The 22,838-nt window shown below is 37.9% G+C and carries 18 protein-coding genes; 11 read left to right on the forward strand and 7 right to left on the reverse strand.

Translation table 11 applies throughout. The annotated features are described in order from the left end of the window. From KTI79_RS01730 to accC, 8 genes are all read left to right on the forward strand, one after another. The gene (locus KTI79_RS01730; RefSeq protein ID WP_032054005.1) at window positions 1–1,206 is read left to right on the forward strand and encodes an MFS transporter; all 1,206 of its coding nucleotides are present in this window, start codon (window positions 1–3) and stop codon (window positions 1,204–1,206) included. After that, window positions 1,203–4,730, forward strand: a complete 3,528-nt coding sequence (locus tag KTI79_RS01735) for an IucA/IucC family protein (RefSeq protein WP_032054006.1) — start codon at window positions 1,203–1,205, stop codon at window positions 4,728–4,730. The genes KTI79_RS01730 and KTI79_RS01735 overlap by 4 nt, the downstream gene beginning before the upstream one ends. Then, window positions 4,723–5,496 (forward strand): HpcH/HpaI aldolase family protein, encoded by a 774-nt coding sequence (locus KTI79_RS01740; RefSeq protein WP_032054007.1) that lies wholly within the window; start codon window positions 4,723–4,725, stop codon window positions 5,494–5,496. Before KTI79_RS01735 ends, KTI79_RS01740 begins: the two co-directional genes overlap by 8 nt. 153 nt (window positions 5,497–5,649) lie before the next feature. Then, window positions 5,650–7,893, forward strand: coding sequence for a TonB-dependent receptor (locus KTI79_RS01745; protein ID WP_032054009.1), 2,244 nt, complete (start codon window positions 5,650–5,652; stop codon window positions 7,891–7,893). 267 nt (window positions 7,894–8,160) lie between these two features. Then, entirely contained in the window at window positions 8,161–9,486 is a 1,326-nt protein-coding gene (locus tag KTI79_RS01750) for a Y-family DNA polymerase (RefSeq protein WP_032054010.1), read from the forward strand. Between the two features lie 235 nt (window positions 9,487–9,721). Then, complete coding sequence (gene aroQ / locus KTI79_RS01755; protein WP_002115614.1) at window positions 9,722–10,177, forward strand: type II 3-dehydroquinate dehydratase; 456 nt, start codon at window positions 9,722–9,724, stop codon at window positions 10,175–10,177. A gap of 17 nt (window positions 10,178–10,194) precedes the next feature. Next, complete coding sequence (gene accB / locus KTI79_RS01760; RefSeq protein WP_000354611.1) at window positions 10,195–10,614, forward strand: acetyl-CoA carboxylase biotin carboxyl carrier protein; 420 nt, start codon at window positions 10,195–10,197, stop codon at window positions 10,612–10,614. A gap of 17 nt (window positions 10,615–10,631) precedes the next feature. Next, window positions 10,632–11,999, forward strand: coding sequence for an acetyl-CoA carboxylase biotin carboxylase subunit (accC, locus tag KTI79_RS01765; protein WP_002115704.1), 1,368 nt, complete (start codon window positions 10,632–10,634; stop codon window positions 11,997–11,999). A gap of 46 nt (window positions 12,000–12,045) precedes the next feature. Here accC and KTI79_RS01770 read toward each other — a convergent pair whose 3' ends face one another. Together KTI79_RS01770 and KTI79_RS01775 are read right to left on the reverse strand one after the other, a co-directional pair. Continuing rightward, complete coding sequence (locus KTI79_RS01770; protein WP_002115710.1) at window positions 12,046–12,549, reverse strand: hypothetical protein; 504 nt, start codon at window positions 12,547–12,549, stop codon at window positions 12,046–12,048. Between the two features lie 159 nt (window positions 12,550–12,708). Next, on the reverse strand, window positions 12,709–13,872 hold the full coding sequence (locus KTI79_RS01775) for an MFS transporter (protein ID WP_199964039.1): 1,164 nt from the start codon (window positions 13,870–13,872) through the stop codon (window positions 12,709–12,711). A 675-nt stretch (window positions 13,873–14,547) separates the two neighbouring features. Between KTI79_RS01775 and KTI79_RS01780 the strand changes: the two genes are divergently transcribed. Further along, on the forward strand, window positions 14,548–16,221 hold the full coding sequence (locus tag KTI79_RS01780) for an FMN-binding glutamate synthase family protein (protein WP_032054012.1): 1,674 nt from the start codon (window positions 14,548–14,550) through the stop codon (window positions 16,219–16,221). Between the two features lie 146 nt (window positions 16,222–16,367). Here the strand turns inward: KTI79_RS01780 and KTI79_RS01785 are convergent, their stop codons facing one another. The 5 genes from KTI79_RS01785 to KTI79_RS01805 form a co-directional block, all read right to left on the reverse strand. Next, the gene (locus KTI79_RS01785) at window positions 16,368–17,396 is read right to left on the reverse strand and encodes an alpha/beta hydrolase (protein ID WP_002115207.1); all 1,029 of its coding nucleotides are present in this window, start codon (window positions 17,394–17,396) and stop codon (window positions 16,368–16,370) included. Beyond that, entirely contained in the window at window positions 17,396–18,520 is a 1,125-nt protein-coding gene (locus KTI79_RS01790) for a YdcF family protein (protein WP_032054014.1), read from the reverse strand. Before KTI79_RS01790 ends, KTI79_RS01785 begins: the two co-directional genes overlap by 1 nt. A 4-nt stretch (window positions 18,521–18,524) precedes the next feature. Then, window positions 18,525–19,559, reverse strand: coding sequence for a UDP-N-acetylmuramate dehydrogenase (gene murB, locus KTI79_RS01795; protein ID WP_032054015.1), 1,035 nt, complete (start codon window positions 19,557–19,559; stop codon window positions 18,525–18,527). Window positions 19,560–19,578: 19 nt separating this feature from the next. Further along, window positions 19,579–20,085 carry a low molecular weight protein-tyrosine-phosphatase gene (locus KTI79_RS01800; protein ID WP_143225030.1) on the reverse strand — a complete coding sequence of 169 codons (507 nt, stop codon included), beginning with the start codon at window positions 20,083–20,085 and terminating at the stop codon, window positions 19,579–19,581. A 370-nt stretch (window positions 20,086–20,455) separates the two neighbouring features. After that, window positions 20,456–20,686 (reverse strand): hypothetical protein, encoded by a 231-nt coding sequence (locus KTI79_RS01805; RefSeq protein WP_005068773.1) that lies wholly within the window; start codon window positions 20,684–20,686, stop codon window positions 20,456–20,458. Between the two features lie 528 nt (window positions 20,687–21,214). On the opposite strand from KTI79_RS01805, the gene KTI79_RS01810 reads away from it, so the two are divergent. Both KTI79_RS01810 and KTI79_RS01815 read left to right on the forward strand, forming a co-directional pair. Further along, window positions 21,215–22,372, forward strand: a complete 1,158-nt coding sequence (locus KTI79_RS01810; RefSeq protein ID WP_032054019.1) for an iron-containing alcohol dehydrogenase — start codon at window positions 21,215–21,217, stop codon at window positions 22,370–22,372. Beyond that, complete coding sequence (locus KTI79_RS01815; protein ID WP_032054020.1) at window positions 22,372–22,806, forward strand: acyl-CoA thioesterase; 435 nt, start codon at window positions 22,372–22,374, stop codon at window positions 22,804–22,806. Before KTI79_RS01810 ends, KTI79_RS01815 begins: the two co-directional genes overlap by 1 nt. Window positions 22,807–22,838: the final 32 nt, after the last annotated feature.

The following is a 22,838-nucleotide window of genomic DNA, read 5'->3' on the forward strand; positions in this document are numbered from 1 at the left end:
ATGCGCTCATCTCGCCTAGATCATTTCATTATTTTGCTCTGTCAGTTTTTTTCCACTTTTGGGCTCATGGTGCTTATTCCGATCATGCCACTTTATATGGAAAAACTGACGGCGCATATGAGTGCTCCCACTATCTGGGCAGGTTTAGCACTCGCGGCTCCCGCCATTGGCAGTTTATTTACAGCACCGATTGTGGGTCACCTATCCGACACATTCGGCCATAAAAAAGCCTTGTTACTTTCTTTGGCTGGCTTCTGTATTTCAATACTGCTCATGGCGAGCGCCCAGCATTTATACCTATTTATTTTCGCGCGAATTTTACTCGGTTTTTGCGGTCTCTCAGTCATTTTAAATGCTTATATTTCATATCTTTCTAATGAACAACAACGAGGTGCAGCTTTTGGAAAACTGCAAAGTAGTGTCGCGCTAGCTTGCCTATGTGGTCCCGTACTCGGCGGAATATTTATGGATCAATGGCGGGTTGAAGTATTACTCAACGCGACAGCATTTGTTGTGATGACACTCATTGTGATTGCGTCATTTGTATTAACCAATCCCGTTAAAACCGAGGCTTCAAAAACCAAAGAGAAATCTAAGCTTCCAGCTTTCTTTGATAGAACGATTTTTTCATGGTTAAGCGCCGGCATTTTGGTTCAAGCGGGCGGCTTTGGTCTAGTGTCTTGCTTCGTTTTATACATTAGTGAAATAAGCCAAAGCACTCACTCATCGTTATCTGCTGCGAGTTTAACGGGAACCATTCATGCGCTTTCATGGGGAGCAGCCTTTATTGCTGCAACCTATTGGGGGAAAAGAAATGATGATAAAGGAGACTCTTTTAATAACTTCATTTACGCATCCTTAATTTGCGGCATCACGATTTTCGCATTGATCTGGGTTTCTAATCTCTGGCTGATTCTTGTATTACGACTCATACAAGGCTTCTGCTTTGCAGCCCTTATTCCTTCGATCTTACACACAATTTCTCTAAAAGCCGGCGCTCAAAGCCAAGGAAAAGTGATTGGTATTTCTAATAGTGCCTTTGTCTTAGGACAGCTTATTGGCCCAATCACCATCACGCTCACCTACTCATTTTTCAATATTACCGCTGCATTAATCTGCACCTCACTATTTTTTATCGGTGCGGGGTTAGTGGTGATTTTGAACAGATTCTTAATGGATACAATTTTAGAAGAGGCACAAGAATGAACTCAATTATTACAACAGATGCATGGTCTTATAAACTTTTCGAACAGTACCTGAATACTTTCTTTCGTGAACTCAAAGTAAATCTTGAAGAACGCATTATCCCTGCTCAAGATTCTCCTTTATTCACCCTATATGCGGAGCAAACAGACATACTGTATTTTGCTTATACGTTTAGTGCATCTAACACGATTGTTTATGGTGCAGTTCAGCACTTATCGACCACTGGCTATCACAGATATCAACGTGGTTTTAGCCTACAAAACTTAAGCGAAAATACTTTTGATTCACTCACCGACCCTAAAAAATTAGTGAAGTTCATTACAGATGAGCTGAATAGTCTATTTAAAGATAAAAACCAAAATAAAAATCTATACTCCGATATTGCCAATAGTATCGAGAACACAAAATTCTTTTTAGAAAATAAGCCATCTCAAACAGCATCTAAAGTAGTTAGTGGTTTTCAGGCTACTGAACAAGGCATGTTATATGGGCACCCTTTTCATGTGACCTCTAAAGCCAATTTAGGTTTTTCTAAAGAAGATATGAAAAAATATAGCCCTGAGTTAGGCGCCAGTTTCCAACTTCACTACTTTGCAATTCATTCTTCTTTAATTCAAAAGCTGGTAAGTGAAGAACAGCCTTCTCACTGTATTGAAGATGAAGTTTTAGAAACTGCAAAAGAGCGTTTGCAAGAAAACTTAGCAAATTATGAATTGATGCCAACGCATCCGTGGCAAGCCAATTTCTTACTTCAACATCCATCGCTAAAGAAATATTTAGATAGCCAAGACATGATCTATCTGGGAGCTTTAGGTCAAACCGTATGGCCAACCTCATCTGTTCGCACCGTGTGGTTACCTCAATCGAACCTATTTTTAAAGCTCTCCATTGATGTACGAATTACCAGTTTCATTCGTAATAACCCAATGGATGAAATGGAACGCGCGATTGATGCGAGCAAAATTATTATTAACCACAAGATTAATGAACAATATCCAGACCTTGTGATTCTGCCGGAGTTAGAAGCAAAAACAGTCAAAATTCCAGAGCTTGAAAGTTCATTTGGCATTATTTATCGAGCAGGACTCACGCCAGATGTATTAGAAAATACCAGAATGCTCGGCGGCTTGGTTGAAGAAAACGAACACCATGAAATCCCACTTTTAAGCTTCATTCAGCAAGCTGCACCCAACCAAAACTTGCAATCGAAAGATGCCAAAGACTTCATTACTTTTTGGTGGAAACAGTACATTAAAGTTTCGCTTATTCCATTAGTTGAGTTGTTTGCAAACAAAGGCATTAGCGTAGAAGCGCACATGCAAAACAGCTTAATGGAATTTAAAAACGGCTATCCGCATCGCCTTATTCTTCGAGATATGGAAGGCATTAGCATTGTTCCAGAAATGATAGAAGACGACTCATCTATTTCTGAAGATAGTACCGTTTGGTTCTCTCAAAAAGATGCATGGACCTTTTTAAAATATTACCTCGTGATCAATCACATTGCTCATCTCATCAGTGCAATTGCACGAGTTACGGCCATTGAAGAATCTGAACTTTGGCAAGCCACCCGCCTTACGCTCACACAAGAAAACTTTAGCGCCAAAGGCCAGCAATACCGCGATTTATTAATTAATTCACTCACATTACCAATTAAGGCAAATATGTTAAATACGCTCTACCACAGTGGTGGCAATCCTATCTGGATTGAAGTTGAAAACCCTATTTATAAATATCGCGGTGCAGAAGCGCTTTGCCCTCTTCAACCAACACAACAAACCAATTATAAAACCCTCGCGGAAAATCGCGTGATGGGCCAATTATTAGAAGCACTCATTTTTGAAAATACTTTTAAATACGAGTTTTCTAAAGGTCAGATCAAGTTTTATGTTTCCGATACCGTTTTTTATACTTGCGTGGCTAAACGACATTTCAGTTTTAAACGAATTAAGTTAAATCCTTCGAGCTTAGTCCGTTCTGATATTAGTTTAGATGCTGAAACTCGTCCTAGCTTAAAAACGCTACTTGCCGATTTAAAAAATATTATTGAAGCTGACCCAGTTAAATGGCAAAACTTTAATGATGAACTCAATTTAACTTACGTTAAGCATGCGCAAACTTTAAGCCAAGCCCCTGCTCAACCTTTAAGAACCTTGCCTTATTTAGAACAAGAAGCACGGATTACCAATGCACATTTATATCACCCAAGTTTTAAGTCTCGTATCGGTTTCGATTTAAAAGAAAACCAAAAATATGCACCAGAGCTTTCTGAAGGTTTTACGGTTCAATGGGTTGCAACTCATAATAGTCTATGCACACTGGTTTTAAGTGAAACCATTAACTTAGAGCAGCTTTATAAACAGCATTTTTCAGAAAAAGATCTACAAGCCATTAACAATCAATTGAAAGAGCAAAATGTAGATTTTAAAGATTATATCCTCACCCCAATTCACCCGTGGCAGTGGGATAAAATTATTGAATTATATTATCAAGATGCAATCAGCAACCAACTGATCATTCCGTTAGATATTGAAGGCCCAACGTATTTACCACAGCAGTCAATTCGAACCTTATCAAATATTAGTGATATCTCGGCGCTTTCTCTCAAATTGGCAATGAACTTGGTTAATACCTCTACATCTCGTGTATTGGCACCACATACCGTTCAAAATGCGGCAAAAATGAGTGACTGGCTTTATAACATTGTTGAGCAAGATCATATTTTAGAAAAACAGCGCAAGCCTGTTATTTTAAGAGAGATTGGCGGTCTTTCAGTTAACCAGCCGATTGCCCTTCCTGTTCAATACGGCGCACTAGCTTGCATTTGGCGCGAAAGTATTTACAGCTACTTAAAAGAAGGTGAATCAGCAACGCCAGTAACCGGTCTAATGCAAGTTGATACGGACCAAAAACCTCTCATTGATGAATGGATCCAAGAGTACGGTATTGAGTTCTGGTTAGAAAAATTACTTACCAATGCTTATCTACCAATCATGCATATTTTATGGTGCCACGGCCTTGCTTTAGAGTCACATGCGCAAAACATGGTACTAATTCATAAAAATGGTTTACCCATTAAAGCGGCCTTGAAAGATTTCCATGATGGAATTCGTTTTAGCCGTCATCTTTTACGTGAGCCGGACCTTTTACCTAACTTACAAGATGCGCCAAAAGAACATGCCAAGATTAACCCGAACTCGTTCTTGGAAACCCACTCTCCAAATGAGTTAAGAGACTTTACTCAAGATGCGCTGTGGTTTGTAAATTTGGCCGAGTTAGCGATTTTCTTAAATGAACATTATGACTTCGATGAAATCAAATTCTGGACCATGTTAAGAACCATCATCAATCAGCATAAAGAAGCTCACCCAGAGTTTGCCGAACGATATGAGTTGTTTAACTTTACAGATGACACTATTGATATTGAACAGCTCGCAAGCCGCCGTTTCCTTCCGGAAATTCGCTTAAGAGTACAAACCACGCCGAACCCGCTCAGCCTTATTAAGGAAATTGAATATGAATAAGCATTCGATTTCTTTTAAGAAACGAATAGCAAATGGCGAGACGCTCTACGGAATCTTTTGTTCCGTAGCTTCTCCAATTAATATCGAGCAAATGGCACTTGCGGGCTACAACTTTATTATTATCGACTTGGAACATACTTTATTTAGTACGTCTCAAGTCGAGACCATGATTTTAGCCGCTAGAGCCATGAGTCTTGATGTCTTTGTGAGGGTACCGTTAAACGCCAACCATTTAGTTCTACCTCTGCTCGATGCAGGGGTAACAGGTATTGTTTTTCCGCGTATAGAAAGTGCTCAGCAGGCACAAGAAGCCGTGAACTATTGTCATTATATGCCGCTTGGTCAAAGAGGACTCAACTCGACAAGGTTAAATCGATACGGCATGGACGATTTAGCTAGTTTTGTTCAACACGCAGCAAACGAAACGGTTGTCGTTGCCATGATTGAAAGCTTGGAAGGATTAGAAAAGCTAGATGAAATATTAAAAGTTGAAGGCATTGATATTATTCTGGAAGGTGCTGCCGACCTTTCTCAATCTATGGGAATGCCGTGGCAATCTAGCCATCCAAAAGTGAAAGAAAAAGTTCAAGAGATGTATGCTAAGACTAAAAATAGTCAAAAGCATTTCTGTGCTATTCCACGACAACCTGAAGATATTGCAGCGTGGAAACAACAATCCGTTCAGCTTTTTGTACTGGGCGATGACCGAAGTATTATTCGCCGCGCCCATCAAAATCATTTGAGTTCTTATAAAGAAATTTCATAAATTTTCAGTTGTGTAGAGCGATGGATGCCCCCTCCTCTACACAACAATTAATAAAAATGAATTTTATTATTTTTTGTCCAACAACGATATTGTGAATTACAATCATTCTCACTTATAATTCGACAAATTTAAAATCACTCTCAGGGCGAGACAATGGGAAATAAGATAAAAAGTCACAAACTTTTTACGAGGAAGTCTGAAGTAAAAAATATTATTCCGCTCCTTTCACTTGGTGGGGCCATTATTCTTTCCAATTCAGCTTTTGCTGCTTCACCTGCTGAAACTACAGAAACAGAAAAGAAACCCGAAGCTCTCCCGACAATCACAATTACCGCTTCACGTGCAGATGAACTTTCTACTTCTGCCAAGCAAGTGACCAAGCTAGATGAAAAACAAATTGAACTTTTAAGAAATGGTTCATCTGGCAGTATTGCAACCGTTTTAGCGAAAGCCGTACCGGGCCTATCAGATTCAAGCCGAACCATTACCGATTATGGTCAAACTTTACGTGGCCGTAATGCCCTCATCTTGGTCGATGGCGTACCAATGAACCTTACACGTGACACATCACGCGGACTTTCAGCAATTGATCCTGAAAGTATTGCAAATATTGAAGTCATTCGAGGCAGTAACGCAATTTATGGTGGCGGTGCTTCTGGTGGTATTATTTCAATTACTACGAAAGCTGCGGGCGGTGAACCTACAGCTAAAACCGTGGTTGGGCTTCAAACACCTTTAACAAATTTCCGTTCTAATGCTTTAAGTGGCGATATTCATCAATATTTCACAGGCAGCTTTAACGCTTTTGACTATGCACTCGACTTTGGTTATCAGCGTATTGGTAGCCCGTACGATGCAAGTGGTGACCGTGTTGCACCGGAACCAAGTCAAGGCGATTTATATGATGCCGATGCTTACAGCGTAGGTGGTAAACTTGGTTATCATATTGATGACAACCAATACTTACAATTCGCTGCAAACTACTATAATGCCGAGCAAGACTCAGATTATGCATCTGACCCAAGTGTGAAGAATGCCCCTGCCGGAACCGTACCAGCCAAAGCCATTAAAGGCTTAAAGCTCAAAGACCAGAATAAAAATGAAAATCAGATCTACAATTTGACTTATAACCATAAAGACTTTTTTGGCAATAAGGTTGATGCTCAAATTTATTACCGCGACTTCTTTACCCGTTTTTCACCATTTGATGCTCGTGGTAATGCAAACCGTGGAAAACAAGTTGATCAGATTTATCAAGAAAATAATGTACTCGGTAGCCGCTTAACTGTTACTACACCGCTTGAGTTTTTAGGCGATACCTCATTGGTTTGGGGTGGTGACTTTAGCCGCGAAAAAAGTGAAATGCCTTTAGATATTTTCGATCCTGATATTTATGATCAATCTGGTGGTTTAGAATTTGTAAAAACTGGCAAGCTTACTTATTTACCTGAACTCACAACACAAAGTGTGGGTGGTTTTATACAGTTAAAACACCGTTTTAATGACCAATGGTCAGCTGAAGCGGGTACGCGTTATGAAGACAGTTATGCCCAAATTGATAGCTTTATTCCATTATCACAATTAGGTAAGTCTGAGCCTTATGTATATCAAGGTGGAAAAGTGAAAGCTGATGCATGGTTGTACAATGCTAACGTGACTTTCTCACCGAATGACCAGCACTCGATTTATGCGTCGTTTAATCAGGGTTTTCAATTACCTGATGTGGGTGTGATTATTCGTAATGCGAATGAGACAAGAAAATCTGAATTATCGTCTTCATTTTTTGAGCCGGTAAAAGTTGATAACTATGAGTTGGGCTGGAAAGGAAACTTCAACAATTTCTCTTCAAGCTTAGCAGTGTTCCACTCTACTTCTGACTTAGGCGGCGTGCAATCCTTTGGTAACGGATTAATTCTTACTAGAACCAAAGAAAAAGTTACTGGTGTGGAAGCAACTTTTGACTATCTTGACGATGCTAACGTTTGGGGAACTGGTGGTAGTGTTACGTGGATGAAAGGTCGCGAAAAACCGCAAGATGGTGCTGAACAAGATATGACAGGCTTCCGTATTCCACCATTAAAACTGACGGGTTATATTTCTTATAGCCCAACGGAAACTTGGACCAACCGTCTACAAGCTACTTATTTCGGTTCAAAAGATTACCGTTTAAATGATGCTACTATCTCTGGTCGTGCTGATGTAAAAACCTATACAACAGCAGATTTAATCAGTAGCTTTGCGCTTAACAAAAAAGACACTGTGACGATTGGTTTAGAGAACATGTTTAACCGCAAGTACTACCCTCTCTATAGCCAATTATTAAGATCTGGTAATAACACTAGCCATTTAGTGGCAAATGGCGCAACGCTGAAAGTTTCTTATAGCCATAAATGGTAATCAAAAACTGACATTGAATGTGTCACAAAAAGGAGATCAATGCGATCTCCTTTTTTTATTAAAAATATTAATTCCTTATCTATTTTTTCCATTATTAACCTGAGGCAAACCCACAGAACCACCCTAGTATTCTGCTAAAAATTTTGTTAACTTGATTTTGTTACATATTCAAGATACAACTTTTTCATCCAACACTTCCTCCCACTGTGTTTATGAAAACTATATCAATATGTAGTTTTACCAATATTCTTAATGGGGCAAATCATAATGGAAATCTCACACCGCGAAATTTACGCGCTCGTAGACATTAATAATTGTTATGTGAGTTGTGAGCGACTATTTAATCCCAAACTTATTGGTCTACCAGTCGTAGTACTTTCTAACAACGATGGATGTGTTGTATCACGTAGTGAAGAAGCAAAAAATATGGGTATCAAAATGGGTATTCCATGGTATCAAATCGAGCAAGACGCTCTTCAAGCAGGTGTACACGTCTATTCAAGCAACTACACTTTATATGCCGAGATGTCGCGTCGCTTTTTTTCAGTTCTTGGTGAGTTTTTCTCGCCCGATGATTTAGAAGCTTATTCTATAGATGAATGTTTTATTCGCCTTACCCCTTACCTTCAATCTCTAGATATCCAATCTTACTGTGCCAAAGTCGTAGAAACTCTAGAAAGTTGGTTAAGCTTACCTTGCTGTATTGGCATCGGATATTCAAAAACTCAAGCAAAATTAGCCAATCACTATGCTAAAAAGATTCCAAGCTTTAATAAAATTTGTAATTTCATCACTTTAGATCCTTTGCTTCTTGAAGATCTCATGCAAAATACTTCGGTCAAAGAAGTGTGGGGAATTGGCTATCAATTAGTCAAACAATTACGGAGTTATGAGATTTATTCATGCTTAGACTTAACTTTTGCCAATGAGCATCATCTAGCAAAAGCTTTTTCTGTGGTTATGGCCCGTACCATTCGTGAGCTAAAAGGCCAATCCTGTATTCAACTTGACGATCCTGCCATCGTCACAAAACGAATTTTAGCTTCACGTAGTTTTGCTCAAGCTTTGTCCAGCATTGAGATTATTAAACAAGCGCTTATTTTTCATCTTAACCGAGCTCATCGCCGTTTAATGAAACAAGAACAGCTGTGCGCCTGCGTTCAGGTCATGCTTTATGAAAAAATAGATAAACCACCTTATAAAAAAGCGTCTTCTCAAGCGATAGGCTTAAATTATGCAACAGATGATTTATGCATATTAACAAAAGCAGCTATGCAGCAAATAGATGTTTTATATAAAGAAAATAAAAAATACATTAAGATTGGAGTTTTATTTTGTGGTTTGCATCCCCGTCAACATCACATTGATGATTTATGGCAACCTCTTGAGTTGATTCAGCAAAGACAACAATTAATGCAAACACTCAGCACAGTTCGTAACCGATTCGGTAGTCACTATTTACAAGTCGGTTATCATTCCCGTAATCCATCTTGGCACATGAAGCAATGTCACCGTTCAAAAAATTATCTAACTCGATGGAATGAGCTATTAGTGATTGGAGAGAACTCTATAGCCGTTACACAAAATACATGAACTGTTTTTGTCAATTCAGTTTAAAATAAGCTCCATTAAATTACTTGAAATTTTGTCATTTTTTAACATTGCTAAATCATCGCAAAATTTACAATATATAAGCCGAATTTGGTATACCCTTTCTGCGACGATGAAAACAAATTATAAAAAAATTGTAGAAACATATGCCATAATAAGCAAACTTTGCAGACATCTTGCAAAGAATATTTGCAACTTTAGAGCTGGAGCAATCTGAATGAGTTCGACCATTTTGGTGATTCATGGACCGAATTTGAATTTGCTGGGAAAACGCGAACCAGAAGTATATGGTCATCTTACCTTAGATGATATTAACCAACAACTTATTAGCCAAGCTCAACAAGCTTCAATCACATTAGATACTTTTCAAAGCAACTGGGAAGGTGCCATTGTTGATCGTATTCATCAGGCACAAACTGAAGGCGTAAAACTTATTATTATTAATCCTGCTGCCCTTACCCACACTTCAGTTGCTCTACGTGATGCCCTACTTGGCGTTGCGATTCCATTCATTGAAGTTCATTTGTCTAATGTCCATGCAAGAGAGGCATTCAGACATCATTCTTATTTATCTGATAAAGCAATTGGCGTGATTTGTGGTCTAGGTGCAAAAGGCTATCGTTTTGCACTCGATTACGCTATTGAAAAAATTCAACCATCTAACCCAAACTAGTTTAGGAATAGTCGCCCATGGATATCCGCAAAATTAAGAAACTCATCGATTTAATGATTGAGTCTGACTTGCAAGCGATCGAAGTTAAAGAAGGTGATCAATCAATCGCTTTAACTCGTCGCAATCCTGTCGTTGCTGCGGCTGGTGTAGCACTTCCGGCTGCTCCTGTTGCAGAAGCACCAGTTGCAAAAACACCGCGTGGAGCAGTTGAAACTTCTCCAATGGTTGGCGTGTTCTACGCTGCTCCAAGTCCAGGTGAAGCACCATTTGTTAAAGTAGGCCAAACAGTATCTGCTGGTGAAACTTTGGGTATTATTGAAGCAATGAAAATCATGAACCCAATTGAAGCAACTCAAAGTGGCGTGATCGAAGAAATTTTAGTGAAAAATGGTGAAGTTATCCAATTCGGTCAACCTTTATTCCGTTATCGCGCGTAATTACCCCGGGGACGTCTATGTTGCAAAAAGTTTTAATTGCAAACCGTGGTGAAATCGCTTTACGTATTACCCGGGCTTGTAAAACATTAGGAATCAAGACTGTTGGTATCTATTCAGATGCCGACAAGGATTTGATGCATTTACGTTTTGTTGATGAAGCAGTATGTATTGGTCCGGGCGCAAGTAGTGATAGCTATTTAAATATCCCGGCAATTATTACTGCTGCAGAAATTACCGGTGCTGATGCTATTCACCCAGGTTATGGTTTCCTTTCAGAAAATGCTGAGTTTGCTGAAATTGTAGAAAGTTCAGGCTTTACTTTTATTGGTCCACGTCCAGAACATATCCGCCTTATGGGGAATAAAGTTTCTGCGATTGTTGCCATGAAAAAAGCTGGCGTACCTACTGTACCAGGTTGCGACCATGCAGTAACCATCCACAATGCCTTAGCAGAAGCGAAAGAAATCGGCTTCCCGCTTATTGTTAAAGCGGCCTCTGGTGGTGGTGGTCGTGGTATGCGTATTGTTGAGCGTGTAGATACACTACTTGAATCAGTTCAAGCAGCGCAGCGCGATGCAGAAATGTGGTTCGGTGATGATACCGTTTACATGGAACGCTTCTTACAAAAACCTCGCCATGTCGAAGTTCAAGTTCTTGGTGATGGTAATGGTCATGCAATTCATTTATATGACCGTGACTGTTCATTACAACGTCGCCATCAAAAAGTACTAGAAGAAGCACCTGCACCAAACCTACCAGAGCAAGCTCGAGCTGATATTTTAGAAGCTTGTGTTCATGCTTGTCAGTTAATGCAATATCGTGGTGCTGGTACGTTTGAATTCTTATTTGAAGACGGTGAATTCTTCTTCATTGAAATGAATACTCGTGTTCAGGTAGAGCACCCTGTAACTGAAATGGTTACTGGTGTCGATATTATTGAACAACAGTTACGTATTGCTGGTGGCTTAGGACTAGAGCTTCAACAAGAAGATATCAAAGTTCAAGGACATGCAATTGAATGCCGTATCAATGCAGAAGATCCAACAACATTCTTACCTTCACCAGGTAAAATTGAAAGTTTCTATGCACCAGGCGGCGCTGGTATTCGTTTAGATTCTCATATCTACCCAGAATACAGCATTCCACCTTACTATGACTCTATGATTGCTAAATTGATTTCTCATGGTAAAGACCGTGAAACTTCAATTGCACGTATGCGTCAAGCATTAGATGAAATGATCCTTACGGGAATTAAAACAAATATTCCTTTACATAAAGATCTTATTTTGCAAGATAAGAGCTTCTGCTCTCAAGCAATGGATATCCATTACCTTGAAAAACACTTGTTAAAGCAAGTGGAAGAAAAGAAAGCTGAAACTGCATAATAAAAAAAGCCTCTTATTTTTAAGAGGCTTTTTTATATCTACCATTTTATGGTAATACACGACGTAAAGTGGCAAAGCACTGCTCACCTTTAGCTGTTGAACAGAAATTGATGGTATGGTCGTTTTTCCATTGTACAAAATATTGTGAGACATCACCTGTTTGGTCTTGCTTCTGACCAGAACAATCTACTTTATTATTATCAAATTTAATTTGCATCACTAAAGCGGCTAGCTGTTCTTTAGGATCATCAGATGGTTGATATTCATAAATACCATAAGACCATTCCTGACCACTTTTAATCACTACATCGTTACTACTACGAAAGTTATAATATTCCACGCATTTCTTATTATTTGGAATCTCCATTCCCCATAATCCCATAATTTCAGGACGCGTAACAATACGTATAGCGTTAGGATTACTTGCAGTCCGAACAGGTTGTTCGGCTGGCTGTTGAGTAGCTGTTTCTGCCACAGCTAAACCAGAACAAGCCCACAATAATCCAATAATATAAATATTTTTCATAGATTTATTAATCATTAAACGCATGAACTTAAGTTAGCATATTTTTTTAGAAAATCATTGCTCCATAACCATATAAAAACAATATTTTTCAACTGTAACGTGCGACTATAGCTCATCAAACAATTTTTATATTTATTTGCTTTTTTCAATACAAAGTTATTAAAGTTTTATCTCACCTCAAACTTATGTGGAAGAGTCGATTTGTTTCGGAAGCCACATCACAAAACCTAGGCCTAATAGCACTACCGCACTTGCACACATAAAAATGACTTCACCAGAAAGAATTTTCCAGAAGTGCCCAGCTAAAACACTACCAAAGGCTACCCCTAATCCCCACATCGTGCTGTAAAGTGCTTGTCCACGTCCCTGTTGCCCTGCTGAGAAGTTTTGAAAAATTACTCGCATCGCAATTAAGTGAAATAAACCAAAACTAAAAGCGTGCAAACACTGCGCAAAAATTTGAACAACAAAATAATGTGAAAATATTGCAACCATCATCCAACGTATGCTCGTCAATATTAAGCAAACAATTACCAAAATACGCCATGAGAAATGTTGAAAAACTTTTGCAGCAATTGAAAACATAAAAATTTCAGCAAAAACACCCATAGCCCATAAGAAACCAATTTGCGTGGTACTAAAACTTAAAGATTTCAAAAAATTACTATAGAAACTATAAAAAGGTGCATGTGAAAAAAGCAGAATAAATTCAATTGCAAAAAATGCAGCCACAGTTGGACGTTTAAGAACAGGAAGTAAAGGTTCTAAATGTTTTTGTGAGGTAGGTGCACTATCAGGTTCGCGGATTGTGAAAGACCAGACGAATGCCAGTGAAGCAATAATTAATAATAAAATAGGGAGCATTGAAATAGGTACTATTTCTAAAATTGCTCCAATAGTGAATACCCCAACAATAAACCCAACAGACCCCCACTTACGAATTTTGCCGTAAAGTTTAGCTTTTTGATCACCCAACCAAAATAAAGTAACTCCCTCAAATTGAGCTAAAATCGCATTTTGAAAGAAACTAAAAATAAGCATAAGCAAAGCAACTGATTGAAAAGTATTTGGCACTATAAAAATAGCCAACCATATACACGACTCCATCCAAGTTGCTACCCGAACAAGCAACATTCGTTTACCAGATTTGTCAGCAATCCACCCCCAAACTAAAGGTGCAAAAAAACGCGTTACAATCGCAATTGAGGATAAAACACCAATTTCTTGATAATTAAATCCCTGATCTTGAAGATATAAATTCCAATAAGGCATGAATGTACCCACAATGGAATAGTAGAAAAAGTAGAATCCGCCGAGTCGAGTTTGGATGGTAAGTGGTTGGAACAAGTTATAAACCTTGGCATTTTCAATAGGTTAAAATTAGAGATAGTCATATATCAAAACATCCCAACTCTTTAATTTTAACACTTTGTTTTGCAATACAAATAACTAAATTACTGATAGTTCAATTGTCTCTAAAAGCTTTTTTTATGAATAAGAAAGAAAAAATAAGGAAAAGAGAACTGTAATTTAATTTGTACAATCTGTTAACTTGTGTAAAAATACATTTAATATTCATAAGGTATTTAATCATCAGATGTTTTTTCTTATTTTTTTAATTTGTCTTTTTCTGTTTTTACTCATCCTAAAACAACATTATCGATAAGATCCTCTTATAAATTCCGGTATATTCAAAATTTCGCTTTAAATCTAAATTAAGTCATCCTCTTTCCCCCAATCCAATTCGCTGTGTAAAATTAAAAATATACTAGATTTTTTAAATTAATTAAGAGATCTAGAAAAGACAATAAAAAGCAAAAAATTTAATTCTCAGCTCCTAGTAATTTCACATTTTAAAAATAGAATTTATCCAAAATAAATATTTCTCCTTAATTCTTATTATTTGTTTTGATTTTATATCTTCTACTTTATTTTAGGTGTGAGCTAACAATTCCATACTTGTAGTTTGACTTGCTTCTTGGCAAGGTATGTGCCAGTAAAACATTAGGAATTTGTTCCAATATGGCGAGTCCAGCACAAATCATTCGACATAAATTTCTCAATACATTTTTCTCACGCCATTCTATCTGGTTTTTATGTATTTTTACTGCGCTCAGTATTACGTGGTTTCGTACTGTATATACCCCTCATAGTATCTACTATTTTGTTTCTGACACTCTCCTTAACGGTTTATGGGTAGTTACAGGCGCCTTAAGCTTATTAGGTCTTTATGATGTTTTGCAGAATAAACATTCAATTTTAAGAAATTACCCAATTATGGGGCATTTTCGTTTTTTGTTTGAAGATATACGTCCTGAAATTCGCCAATACTTTATTGAAGCGGATCAAGATGCTCTACCTTTTTCACGGATGCAAAGAAGCTTAGTTTATCAACGTGCTAAAAACGAAAATGCAGATAAACCTTTTGGTTCAATCATCGATGTTTATCAAGAAAATTATCGCTTCATTGTTCACTCAATAAGCCCTTGCCCACCTGCAGATCCCAAAAGTTTCCGTATTCAGGTGGGTAATGCACAATGTCTTCAACCGTATAGCGCCTCTATTATGAATATTTCTGCCATGAGCTTTGGTAGTTTAAGTGCGAATGCAATTCGTGCACTAAATAAAGGAGCACAATTAGGCGGTTTTTATCATGATACTGGCGAAGGAAGTTTAAGCCCTTATCACCTAGAAAATGGCGGTGATATTGTTTGGCAAATTGCCAGTGGTTATTTTGGTTGTCGTACGCTTGATGGAAAATTTGACGAACAAAAATTTGCCAAGCAATCTCAATTACCACAGATCAAAATGATCGAGCTGAAGCTTTCACAAGGCGCAAAACCTGGTCATGGTGGTATTTTACCTAAACATAAAATTACCGAAGAGATTGCTCAAATACGTGGTGTTTCACGCGATCACGATTGTATTTCTCCTGCTAAGCATTCTAGTTTTTCTACCCCAATTGAAATGATGCATTTCTTACAAAAGTTACGCACATTATCTGGTGGTAAGCCAGTGGGTTTTAAATTGTGTATTGGTCAACCTTGGCAGTTTATGAGTATTGTTAAAGCAATGCTTGAAACAAAAATTGTTCCTGATTTTATTGTTGTTGATGGTTCTGAAGGTGGTACAGGAGCAGCACCAATTGAGTTTAGCGACAATATCGGTACTCCATTACGTGAAGGCTTACGCTTTGTCCATAACACACTTGTTGGTGCAGGACTAAGAGATCAAGTTAAAATTGGCGCGAGTGGTAAAATTATAAGTGCATTTGATATTGCGAGTACTTTTGCGCTTGGTGCTGACTGGGTTAACTCAGCACGCGGTTTCATGTTTGCCGTTGGATGTATTCAGGCACAAAGCTGCCACACCAACCAATGCCCTGTAGGTGTAGCGACTCAAGACAAAGATCGTCAAAAAGCAATTGATGTACCGACTAAATCAGAACGAGTATTTAATTTTCATAAAAATACCTTGCATGCATTATCAGAAATGATCGCTGCAGCAGGTTTACGCCATCCTTCTGATATTAAAGCCCATCATTTGGCTCAGCGAGTAAATGACCGTGAAATTAAGAACTATGCTCAGTTGCATTTTTTCTTGAAAGAAGGTGAACTTTTACAATCTGAACTTAATAATGACGATGATAATTTCTACTATCGAATGTGGAATATGGCTGATGCCAATCATTTTTAATTGATATTAACTTTATAAGTTAAGCATTTATAGTGGGACATCTTTTCCCTCTATAAATGCTTCATACAGCTTTATCAAAAATTAAAAAAAAGCCCCCAGATTCAGTCATGCATCTAACTAAAATTTTTGGATAGATGCATTATTTTTTAATAATAAAAATGTTTTGGCTTCGCATGTAAAAAAGCCGGAATCAACCCTGTTAAAGCCGCACGTATATCCGCACGCTCATTAATTAATTGATGAGATCCTTCTTCAAGCATTAATAACGTTTGCAGCCTAAATTTACGACGAATAAATTCAATGTTGTAACGCCAATCAACCGTCTGATCGAGAGCACCTTGTGCAAGCCAGACCGGGATACGGCAAGCAGGTCGCTCTTCCATTTCTTGCATCCATTTTGACATTGCCAAAATCCAATCCATGCCCATCATTCGAGGTTGCAAAGGATCCTTTAAACGAATAAAACGCAAAAATTCAGGATTATGATTATTACGTCTAAAATGCCTTGGTACCTGACGCTTAATACGGCGAATAATGCCTAATCCAACGGGGTTATGCCACCATGCGGTTTTTGCAGGGCGAATTAACGGAGAAAGTAAAAGTACTCGATCTACAATCGGATCTTGGCGTTTTTCAGCATATTCTAATAAGTGATGCATCCAAATTGCTCCACCCGTACTTTGACCAATACCGACCCATGGTTTAGGTAACTGATCTGCATGTTTCACATATTGATAAACAGCCATCAAAACTTGCTGGTAATGATCAAAGTTTTTAATGCTGGCTGGTGAACCATCACTTAATCCATGCCCCGGCAAATCATAAGTAATAATACTAAAGCCCTGCTCAAGAATTTCACGAATAATTGGCTGGTAAATACCGCTATGCTCAAGATAGCCATGTAATAAGCAAACAGTACCTTGTATTTTTTCTACTTTAGGTTTGAAAACTTGCACATGCAAACGGAATAACGGCATTTGAACATAGCCTTGCCAATGGTCACATTCAAGTAAATGTAAACCATACAATTTGCGGTAGGCCAGCAAATCACGGGAAGGTTCTTCTAATGTATTTAAATTAAGTGGACTCAAAACCTGCGGCGTAAGATCACGATTAGGAACCGGTAAATCTAATTGTTTTAATACGGCAGGATTGAGAAATGGAATATCTGACATTAAGGAACCTCTCGACAATCACTTGAGCCAAACAACATGTCGCGAATTGTCGCAAGTAATTCATAATTTGCACGGCGGCTATGATCGTAATTTTGCACACTTGGTTGCCAGCGCGTCAGTGGAGTTGGCATTGGAGCTACAACAGGAATAGTTTCAATACCATTTAAGGCAAAGAGTCGGCGTGTACGCGGCATATGATATTCATCTGTAACCAGCATCACTGTCGGTGCCCCACCTTTTTTCTGAAGCAATAAAGAGCTAAAACGTGTATTTTCACAGGTATTCATACTGCGCTTTTCTAATAGCTTGGCATCAACACCGCGCTCTTTTAACCAAGCTTGCATATAAGGCGCTTCTACACCGCTCAGCACAATAGGTAAATGATTTTGTTTTTCAACTTCTAAAGTTTTTTCTAATCGCAAACGCGTATAGCCATTAACAACAATATCTTTACCATTTTTATCTAAAGTTAATCCTCCACCCAACACAACAATTGCATAAGGCTCTGATAACTTTTTAGGTTGTACAGGTATTGGATTTTTACGTACATATTCGATTTTCTGTTCAGGTTCACTGACAGCTTCTTGATGCTCTGGTACTACAGGTTTTCTTGCTAAAAACTCTGTATATTGCTCGGTAAGTGCCTTATTTTCAGAACTATTAATAAAAAGTGTTTCATCAACAGGGCTACTCGCCTCATCTGCAGCATCAATTTCTGAATTTTTAGCGACTAGAGGAACGGTTACCGTGGTTTCCTGTTCTTCTGTATCCTGTTCCTTTTCTTCTAAAAGAATAATTTGCTGTAAAGCTTTATAATTTTCTTGAATATAGGTCAGGTCAGATGTTCTTTTTTCACGTAATGCTTGCTCTGTCAGTTTTAAATAAGCCTGACGAGCGATCCATAAATTCGAACCTGGCTCTAAATTATCATGTTCACTTAACGAAGCCTGTCTTTGGCTCTCAGCGGCAACCTGATTAACGTCAACAGGAACAAAATAATTAAGCCCAGCTACAATAAGTTTTGAATAAAACGGCGAATATAAAAAAACCACGAAACAGCCTAATAGCACAAATAGTACGGTGACTACTTGGACTAAACGTACCATTAAGTGTACTTTTGGCATAAAACTATTCCGTATGATTTTCAATTAAACCTAAACTGTTATAAAGAACAGGCTCTGGTTCTAACATAATATGGAAACGCTGATCAACATCATGTTGTACAGCCTGATAAGTTTTCTTTACATCAGTAAGAGATGCATTGGCATAATTCACCAAAACTAATGCCTGCTTATGGAACATCCCCACCATATCGAGTTGTTTCCCTTTCCAACCCGCCTGATCAATTAACCATCCTGCAGCAATTTTAACGTTTCCATTCGCTTGAGGATAATGAGGAATTGTTGAGAATTGTGCGACTAAGCGCTCAAACTCTTGAGGGCTAACAATCGGATTTTTAAAGAAACTACCTACATTTGGATATTCTTTTGGATCAGGAAGTTTACTTTGACGAATATGGATGACCTGATTTTGTAAATTTTCAGCAGTCTGATTATCTCCAACTGCTTGTTTCAAATCGCCATAGTTAAGTTTTAAATGTGGCTGTTTAAGTAATTTAAAAGTGACATGCGTAATAATGTAGCGGTTTGGATCATCTTTAAAAATACTATGGCGGTAGGCGAAATGGCAGTCAGCCGCTAAAATTGTTTGAGTTTGCTTTAATTTACGGTCATACACTTGTACTGACTCAATAAATTCGCCCACCTCTACCCCATAAGCCCCAATATTTTGTACGGGTGAAGCGCCGACTAAGCCCGGAATAAGTGCAAGATTTTGTAAACCAAACCAGTTTTGTTCAGTGCTGTATAAAACAAAATCATGCCAGACTTGGCCTGCACCAACTTTAACCCGAACAAAATCATGCTCGTTTGATAAAACTTCAATTCCCTGAATATCAAGATGAATTACTAAAGCATTGATCTGTTGCGGCAGCAACATATTACTACCGCCCGATAATACAAGTACATTTAACTGATGCTGCTCTGCGAAATCTAAAGCTTCTTCAATATCGTGAATATTGGCAACTTTAGTATAGTGAGAAACAGTTGCATCTAAACTTAAGGTATTGAATGGCTTAAGCTGTACTTGATTCTGAATTTGCATTGTATTGAAAAACCTATTCTTAAACATTCAATTGTTTTTTTAAAATATTAACCCACGCCAAACTACTAGACTCACATTGATTGAGTACACGCTCAAAGCCATCCGCACCGCCATAATAAGGATCAGGCAACGCTTGTTGTGGGTATTCAGGATCATGCTCACTCATTAAAGCTACTTTTTTTGCACGAATTTGATGAGCGCCAAATTGTGAGACTGCTCTTTGCAGTACTACATGAATATCTTCAAAATTTTGATGATCCATTGCTAAAATCAAATCAAACTCTAAAAAGTCTTGAGTTGAAAGCTGTCTTGCTCGTAAAGACGATAAGTCATAGCCTCTTTTTTTAGCATGCAACTGACTGCGCTGATCAGGCGCTTTATTTGGATGATAATTACTGGTTCCAGCTGAATCGACAACCACATTGAGTTGATGCGCGTCACAATAATGTCTGAAAACCACCTCAGCCGTGGGAGAACGGCAAATATTTCCTAAACAGACACATAACACCTTATATTGTGTTTCCATTAGAAATTACTTCCAAACATTTGAATTACATAAAAATAAACGGGATCATGCACAATCTTAACAGACTATATGTTTATAAGAACCAAATTGACCATTGTGACTTGTTGCATTTTGTCAAAACTCACTTGGGTTGAAAAGGAAAATAATGTTTATCAATAGATTAAAAGTTGATAAATCAGACGATAAACTATTTGATCTTTGTTCTTTCTTATGACTCAGCCATTTCAAAGAACACGAGACACGATATAAAAAAAGCCTACTCTTTCAAGTAGGCTTTCCCCTTATGACTTTTGCGCTGATCATTCAGGTTTATTGTTGTTTAAAGCAACTCGGGGATCTTACAGAAATACTTAAGAATAAAAAAGCTTATTTACTTAACTGAATGTAAGTACTCATATGCGCCTTTTTCGTTACTCTCCAGTTTAATGACTGCATCTGTTTCATCATTTAGTGTCAGGTTAAATACTTTTTCACCATCATACGAAATTTGATGACCCATACGAAACTCTGAGTCAAGTGACTCAAGAATAATAAAATTGCCTTCGTTGTTCGAAGCGATATAGTAAGTATTGTTCCGATGAACATATCTAATTGTGTACATCACTATTTAAATTCCACCTCAAAAAATTATGTTTTTTCTTAATAATAAAAAGACCTTGCTTTTTCCCTTCTCAATTAGAAATGGTCCTAACGAAAAAGACATCTAACCTTTAAAAACAGGAAATACGTATTTGGTTATATTTCCAACTTTACAACTGGATAACTCTACACACCCCACTATCAATAAAATAAATTAATTCAAAAACCTACATCCAAAAACTTTGACAAATATAAGTTTATAAAGTCAGCCCCTCTTTTTGATTATTAATACTGATTATTTGACATTTTTCCCTGCTTATACTATCAAATTGATATTACAGAAATACTTAATAATAAAAAACCCCGCCATTAGTCGATAGTTAGCGGAGTTTTTTTGCAATCTAAATTTGCTTTTACTGGTTTAAATGCTGAGCTATAAAATCACCTTATGAGAATGCTTTATTTTAAAGTGTCTTATGCTAACTTATTTGGAGATTGAGTCTTATAGAACCATTCAACAATAATGTTCAAAAATAAGGAAATAATGTATATGAGCCATTTTCAATTTCAAACTGTTCCAAATATCATCTCTGGCTTGGGCTCTATACAAGAATTACAGAATATTTTGTCGTCAAAAACTTACCGTAAGTTATTGCTGGTCACCGATGCGGGTATGGTTAAAAGTCAATTACACCGTCCCATCCTTCAAATTTTAGATACCCTCAATATTGAATATGTCATTTATGCGGATGTGCAGGCTGACCCCCCTGAACAAGTGGTTTTAGATGCAGCCAATTATGCAAAACAGCAAAATGTCGATGTCATTATCGGTTTTGGTGGTGGTAGCTCTTTGGACGTTGCAAAAGTAATTGCTTTACTCGCACACCCCAACCAAACTCAACATTTGCAAGAGATGTATGGCGTAAACCAAGTAACCACTGCTCGCCTTCCGCTTATTTTAATTCCTACTACGGCGGGTACTGGCTCAGAAGTAACGCCAATCTCAATTGTGACTACTGGTGAAACGACAAAAATGGGGATTGTCTCTCCAGTACTGTATGCCGACACAGCAATTCTTGATGCAACCTTTACTCAAAACCTTCCAGCCCATATTACTGCTGCGACAGGTATTGATGCGATGGTGCATGCCATTGAGGCATACACCTCTAAACATAAGAAAAATATTTATACCGATATTTTAGCGAAGCACGCTTTGAAGCTGCTGAACCATAACTTACCGAAAGTTCTTAAAAACGGTAATGATTTAGAGGCACGTCAGAACATGCTGTTCGGCTCAATGCTTGCAGGTCAGGCATTTGCAAACTCGCCCGTTGCTGCCGTGCATGCTTTAGCTTATCCACTGGGCGGACATTTTCATCTTTCGCATGGTCACACCAATGCCTTAGTATTGGTTGAAGTATTAAAATTTAATGCACCACATGCTAAACAATATTATGCAGAGCTTATACAATGGTTAGATCCATATAGTAATGGCAGTACCGATGGTCTTTGTGATCTGTTTATTGACCATATGCAGAACCATTTAGACCGTAGTGGTTTGACTTTAAAACTTAGTGATTTGGGTATTGAAGAGTCTAGCTTACCTCGGCTTGCTCAAGATGCCATGTTGCAAACCCGCTTACTACAAAATAACCCACGTGACATGACAGAAGCCGCTGCTTTGGCAATTTATCAGGCGATTCATTGATGACTAAACCCGTTTTAAAAACCCGTGATCAATTTAAATTCTTTTTAGATATTCAAACTCGCTGGGCAGATAACGATATTTACGGTCATGTAAATAATGTGACCTACTATAGCTATTTTGATACAGCAGCCAATGCTTTACTGATTCAAAAAACAGGTTTTGATATTCATGAAGCAAAATCAATCGGGTTAGTCGTCGATTCAGCATGTAGCTTTAATCAGGAATTGTCATTTCCAGAAATTATTCAAGTGGGTGTTGCGATTGGTAAAATCGGCACGACATCTTTACGCTATGAATTGGCGATCTTTAAACCAGGTCAAGATCAAGCTTCAGCTCAAGGACATTTTGTGCATGTGTTTGTTGATCGTGAAACGCGTAAGACTGTACCCATTTCTGAGTCAGTTCGTGAAGCTTTAAAAACTTATTTATTATAAAAAATGGGGCAAAAAGAAAATTAATTTGTTCT

Source organism: Acinetobacter sp. WU_MDCI_Abxd143 (genome assembly GCF_025514195.1).
Taxonomy (GTDB): domain Bacteria; phylum Pseudomonadota; class Gammaproteobacteria; order Pseudomonadales; family Moraxellaceae; genus Acinetobacter; species Acinetobacter pittii_H.

Excerpts from the sequence above, each read along its gene's own strand:
- murB (WP_032054015.1), bottom strand. The coding sequence starts at position 19,559 with ATGCAAATTCAGAATCAAGTACAGCTTAAGCCATTCAATACCTTAAGT.
- accB (WP_000354611.1), top strand. The coding sequence starts at position 10,195 with ATGGATATCCGCAAAATTAAGAAACTCATCGATTTAATGATTGAGTCT.
- KTI79_RS01805 (WP_005068773.1), bottom strand. The coding sequence starts at position 20,686 with ATGTACACAATTAGATATGTTCATCGGAACAATACTTACTATATCGCT.
- KTI79_RS01770 (WP_002115710.1), bottom strand. The coding sequence starts at position 12,549 with ATGCGTTTAATGATTAATAAATCTATGAAAAATATTTATATTATTGGA.
- KTI79_RS01745 (WP_032054009.1), top strand. The coding sequence starts at position 5,650 with ATGGGAAATAAGATAAAAAGTCACAAACTTTTTACGAGGAAGTCTGAA.
- KTI79_RS01810 (WP_032054019.1), top strand. The coding sequence starts at position 21,215 with ATGAGCCATTTTCAATTTCAAACTGTTCCAAATATCATCTCTGGCTTG.
- KTI79_RS01785 (WP_002115207.1), bottom strand. The coding sequence starts at position 17,396 with ATGTCAGATATTCCATTTCTCAATCCTGCCGTATTAAAACAATTAGAT.
- aroQ (WP_002115614.1), top strand. The coding sequence starts at position 9,722 with ATGAGTTCGACCATTTTGGTGATTCATGGACCGAATTTGAATTTGCTG.
- KTI79_RS01740 (WP_032054007.1), top strand. The coding sequence starts at position 4,723 with ATGAATAAGCATTCGATTTCTTTTAAGAAACGAATAGCAAATGGCGAG.
- KTI79_RS01730 (WP_032054005.1), top strand. The coding sequence starts at position 1 with ATGCGCTCATCTCGCCTAGATCATTTCATTATTTTGCTCTGTCAGTTT.
- KTI79_RS01800 (WP_143225030.1), bottom strand. The coding sequence starts at position 20,085 with ATGGAAACACAATATAAGGTGTTATGTGTCTGTTTAGGAAATATTTGC.
- KTI79_RS01735 (WP_032054006.1), top strand. The coding sequence starts at position 1,203 with ATGAACTCAATTATTACAACAGATGCATGGTCTTATAAACTTTTCGAA.
- accC (WP_002115704.1), top strand. The coding sequence starts at position 10,632 with ATGTTGCAAAAAGTTTTAATTGCAAACCGTGGTGAAATCGCTTTACGT.
- KTI79_RS01750 (WP_032054010.1), top strand. The coding sequence starts at position 8,161 with ATGGAAATCTCACACCGCGAAATTTACGCGCTCGTAGACATTAATAAT.
- KTI79_RS01780 (WP_032054012.1), top strand. The coding sequence starts at position 14,548 with ATGGCGAGTCCAGCACAAATCATTCGACATAAATTTCTCAATACATTT.
- KTI79_RS01790 (WP_032054014.1), bottom strand. The coding sequence starts at position 18,520 with ATGCCAAAAGTACACTTAATGGTACGTTTAGTCCAAGTAGTCACCGTA.
- KTI79_RS01815 (WP_032054020.1), top strand. The coding sequence starts at position 22,372 with ATGACTAAACCCGTTTTAAAAACCCGTGATCAATTTAAATTCTTTTTA.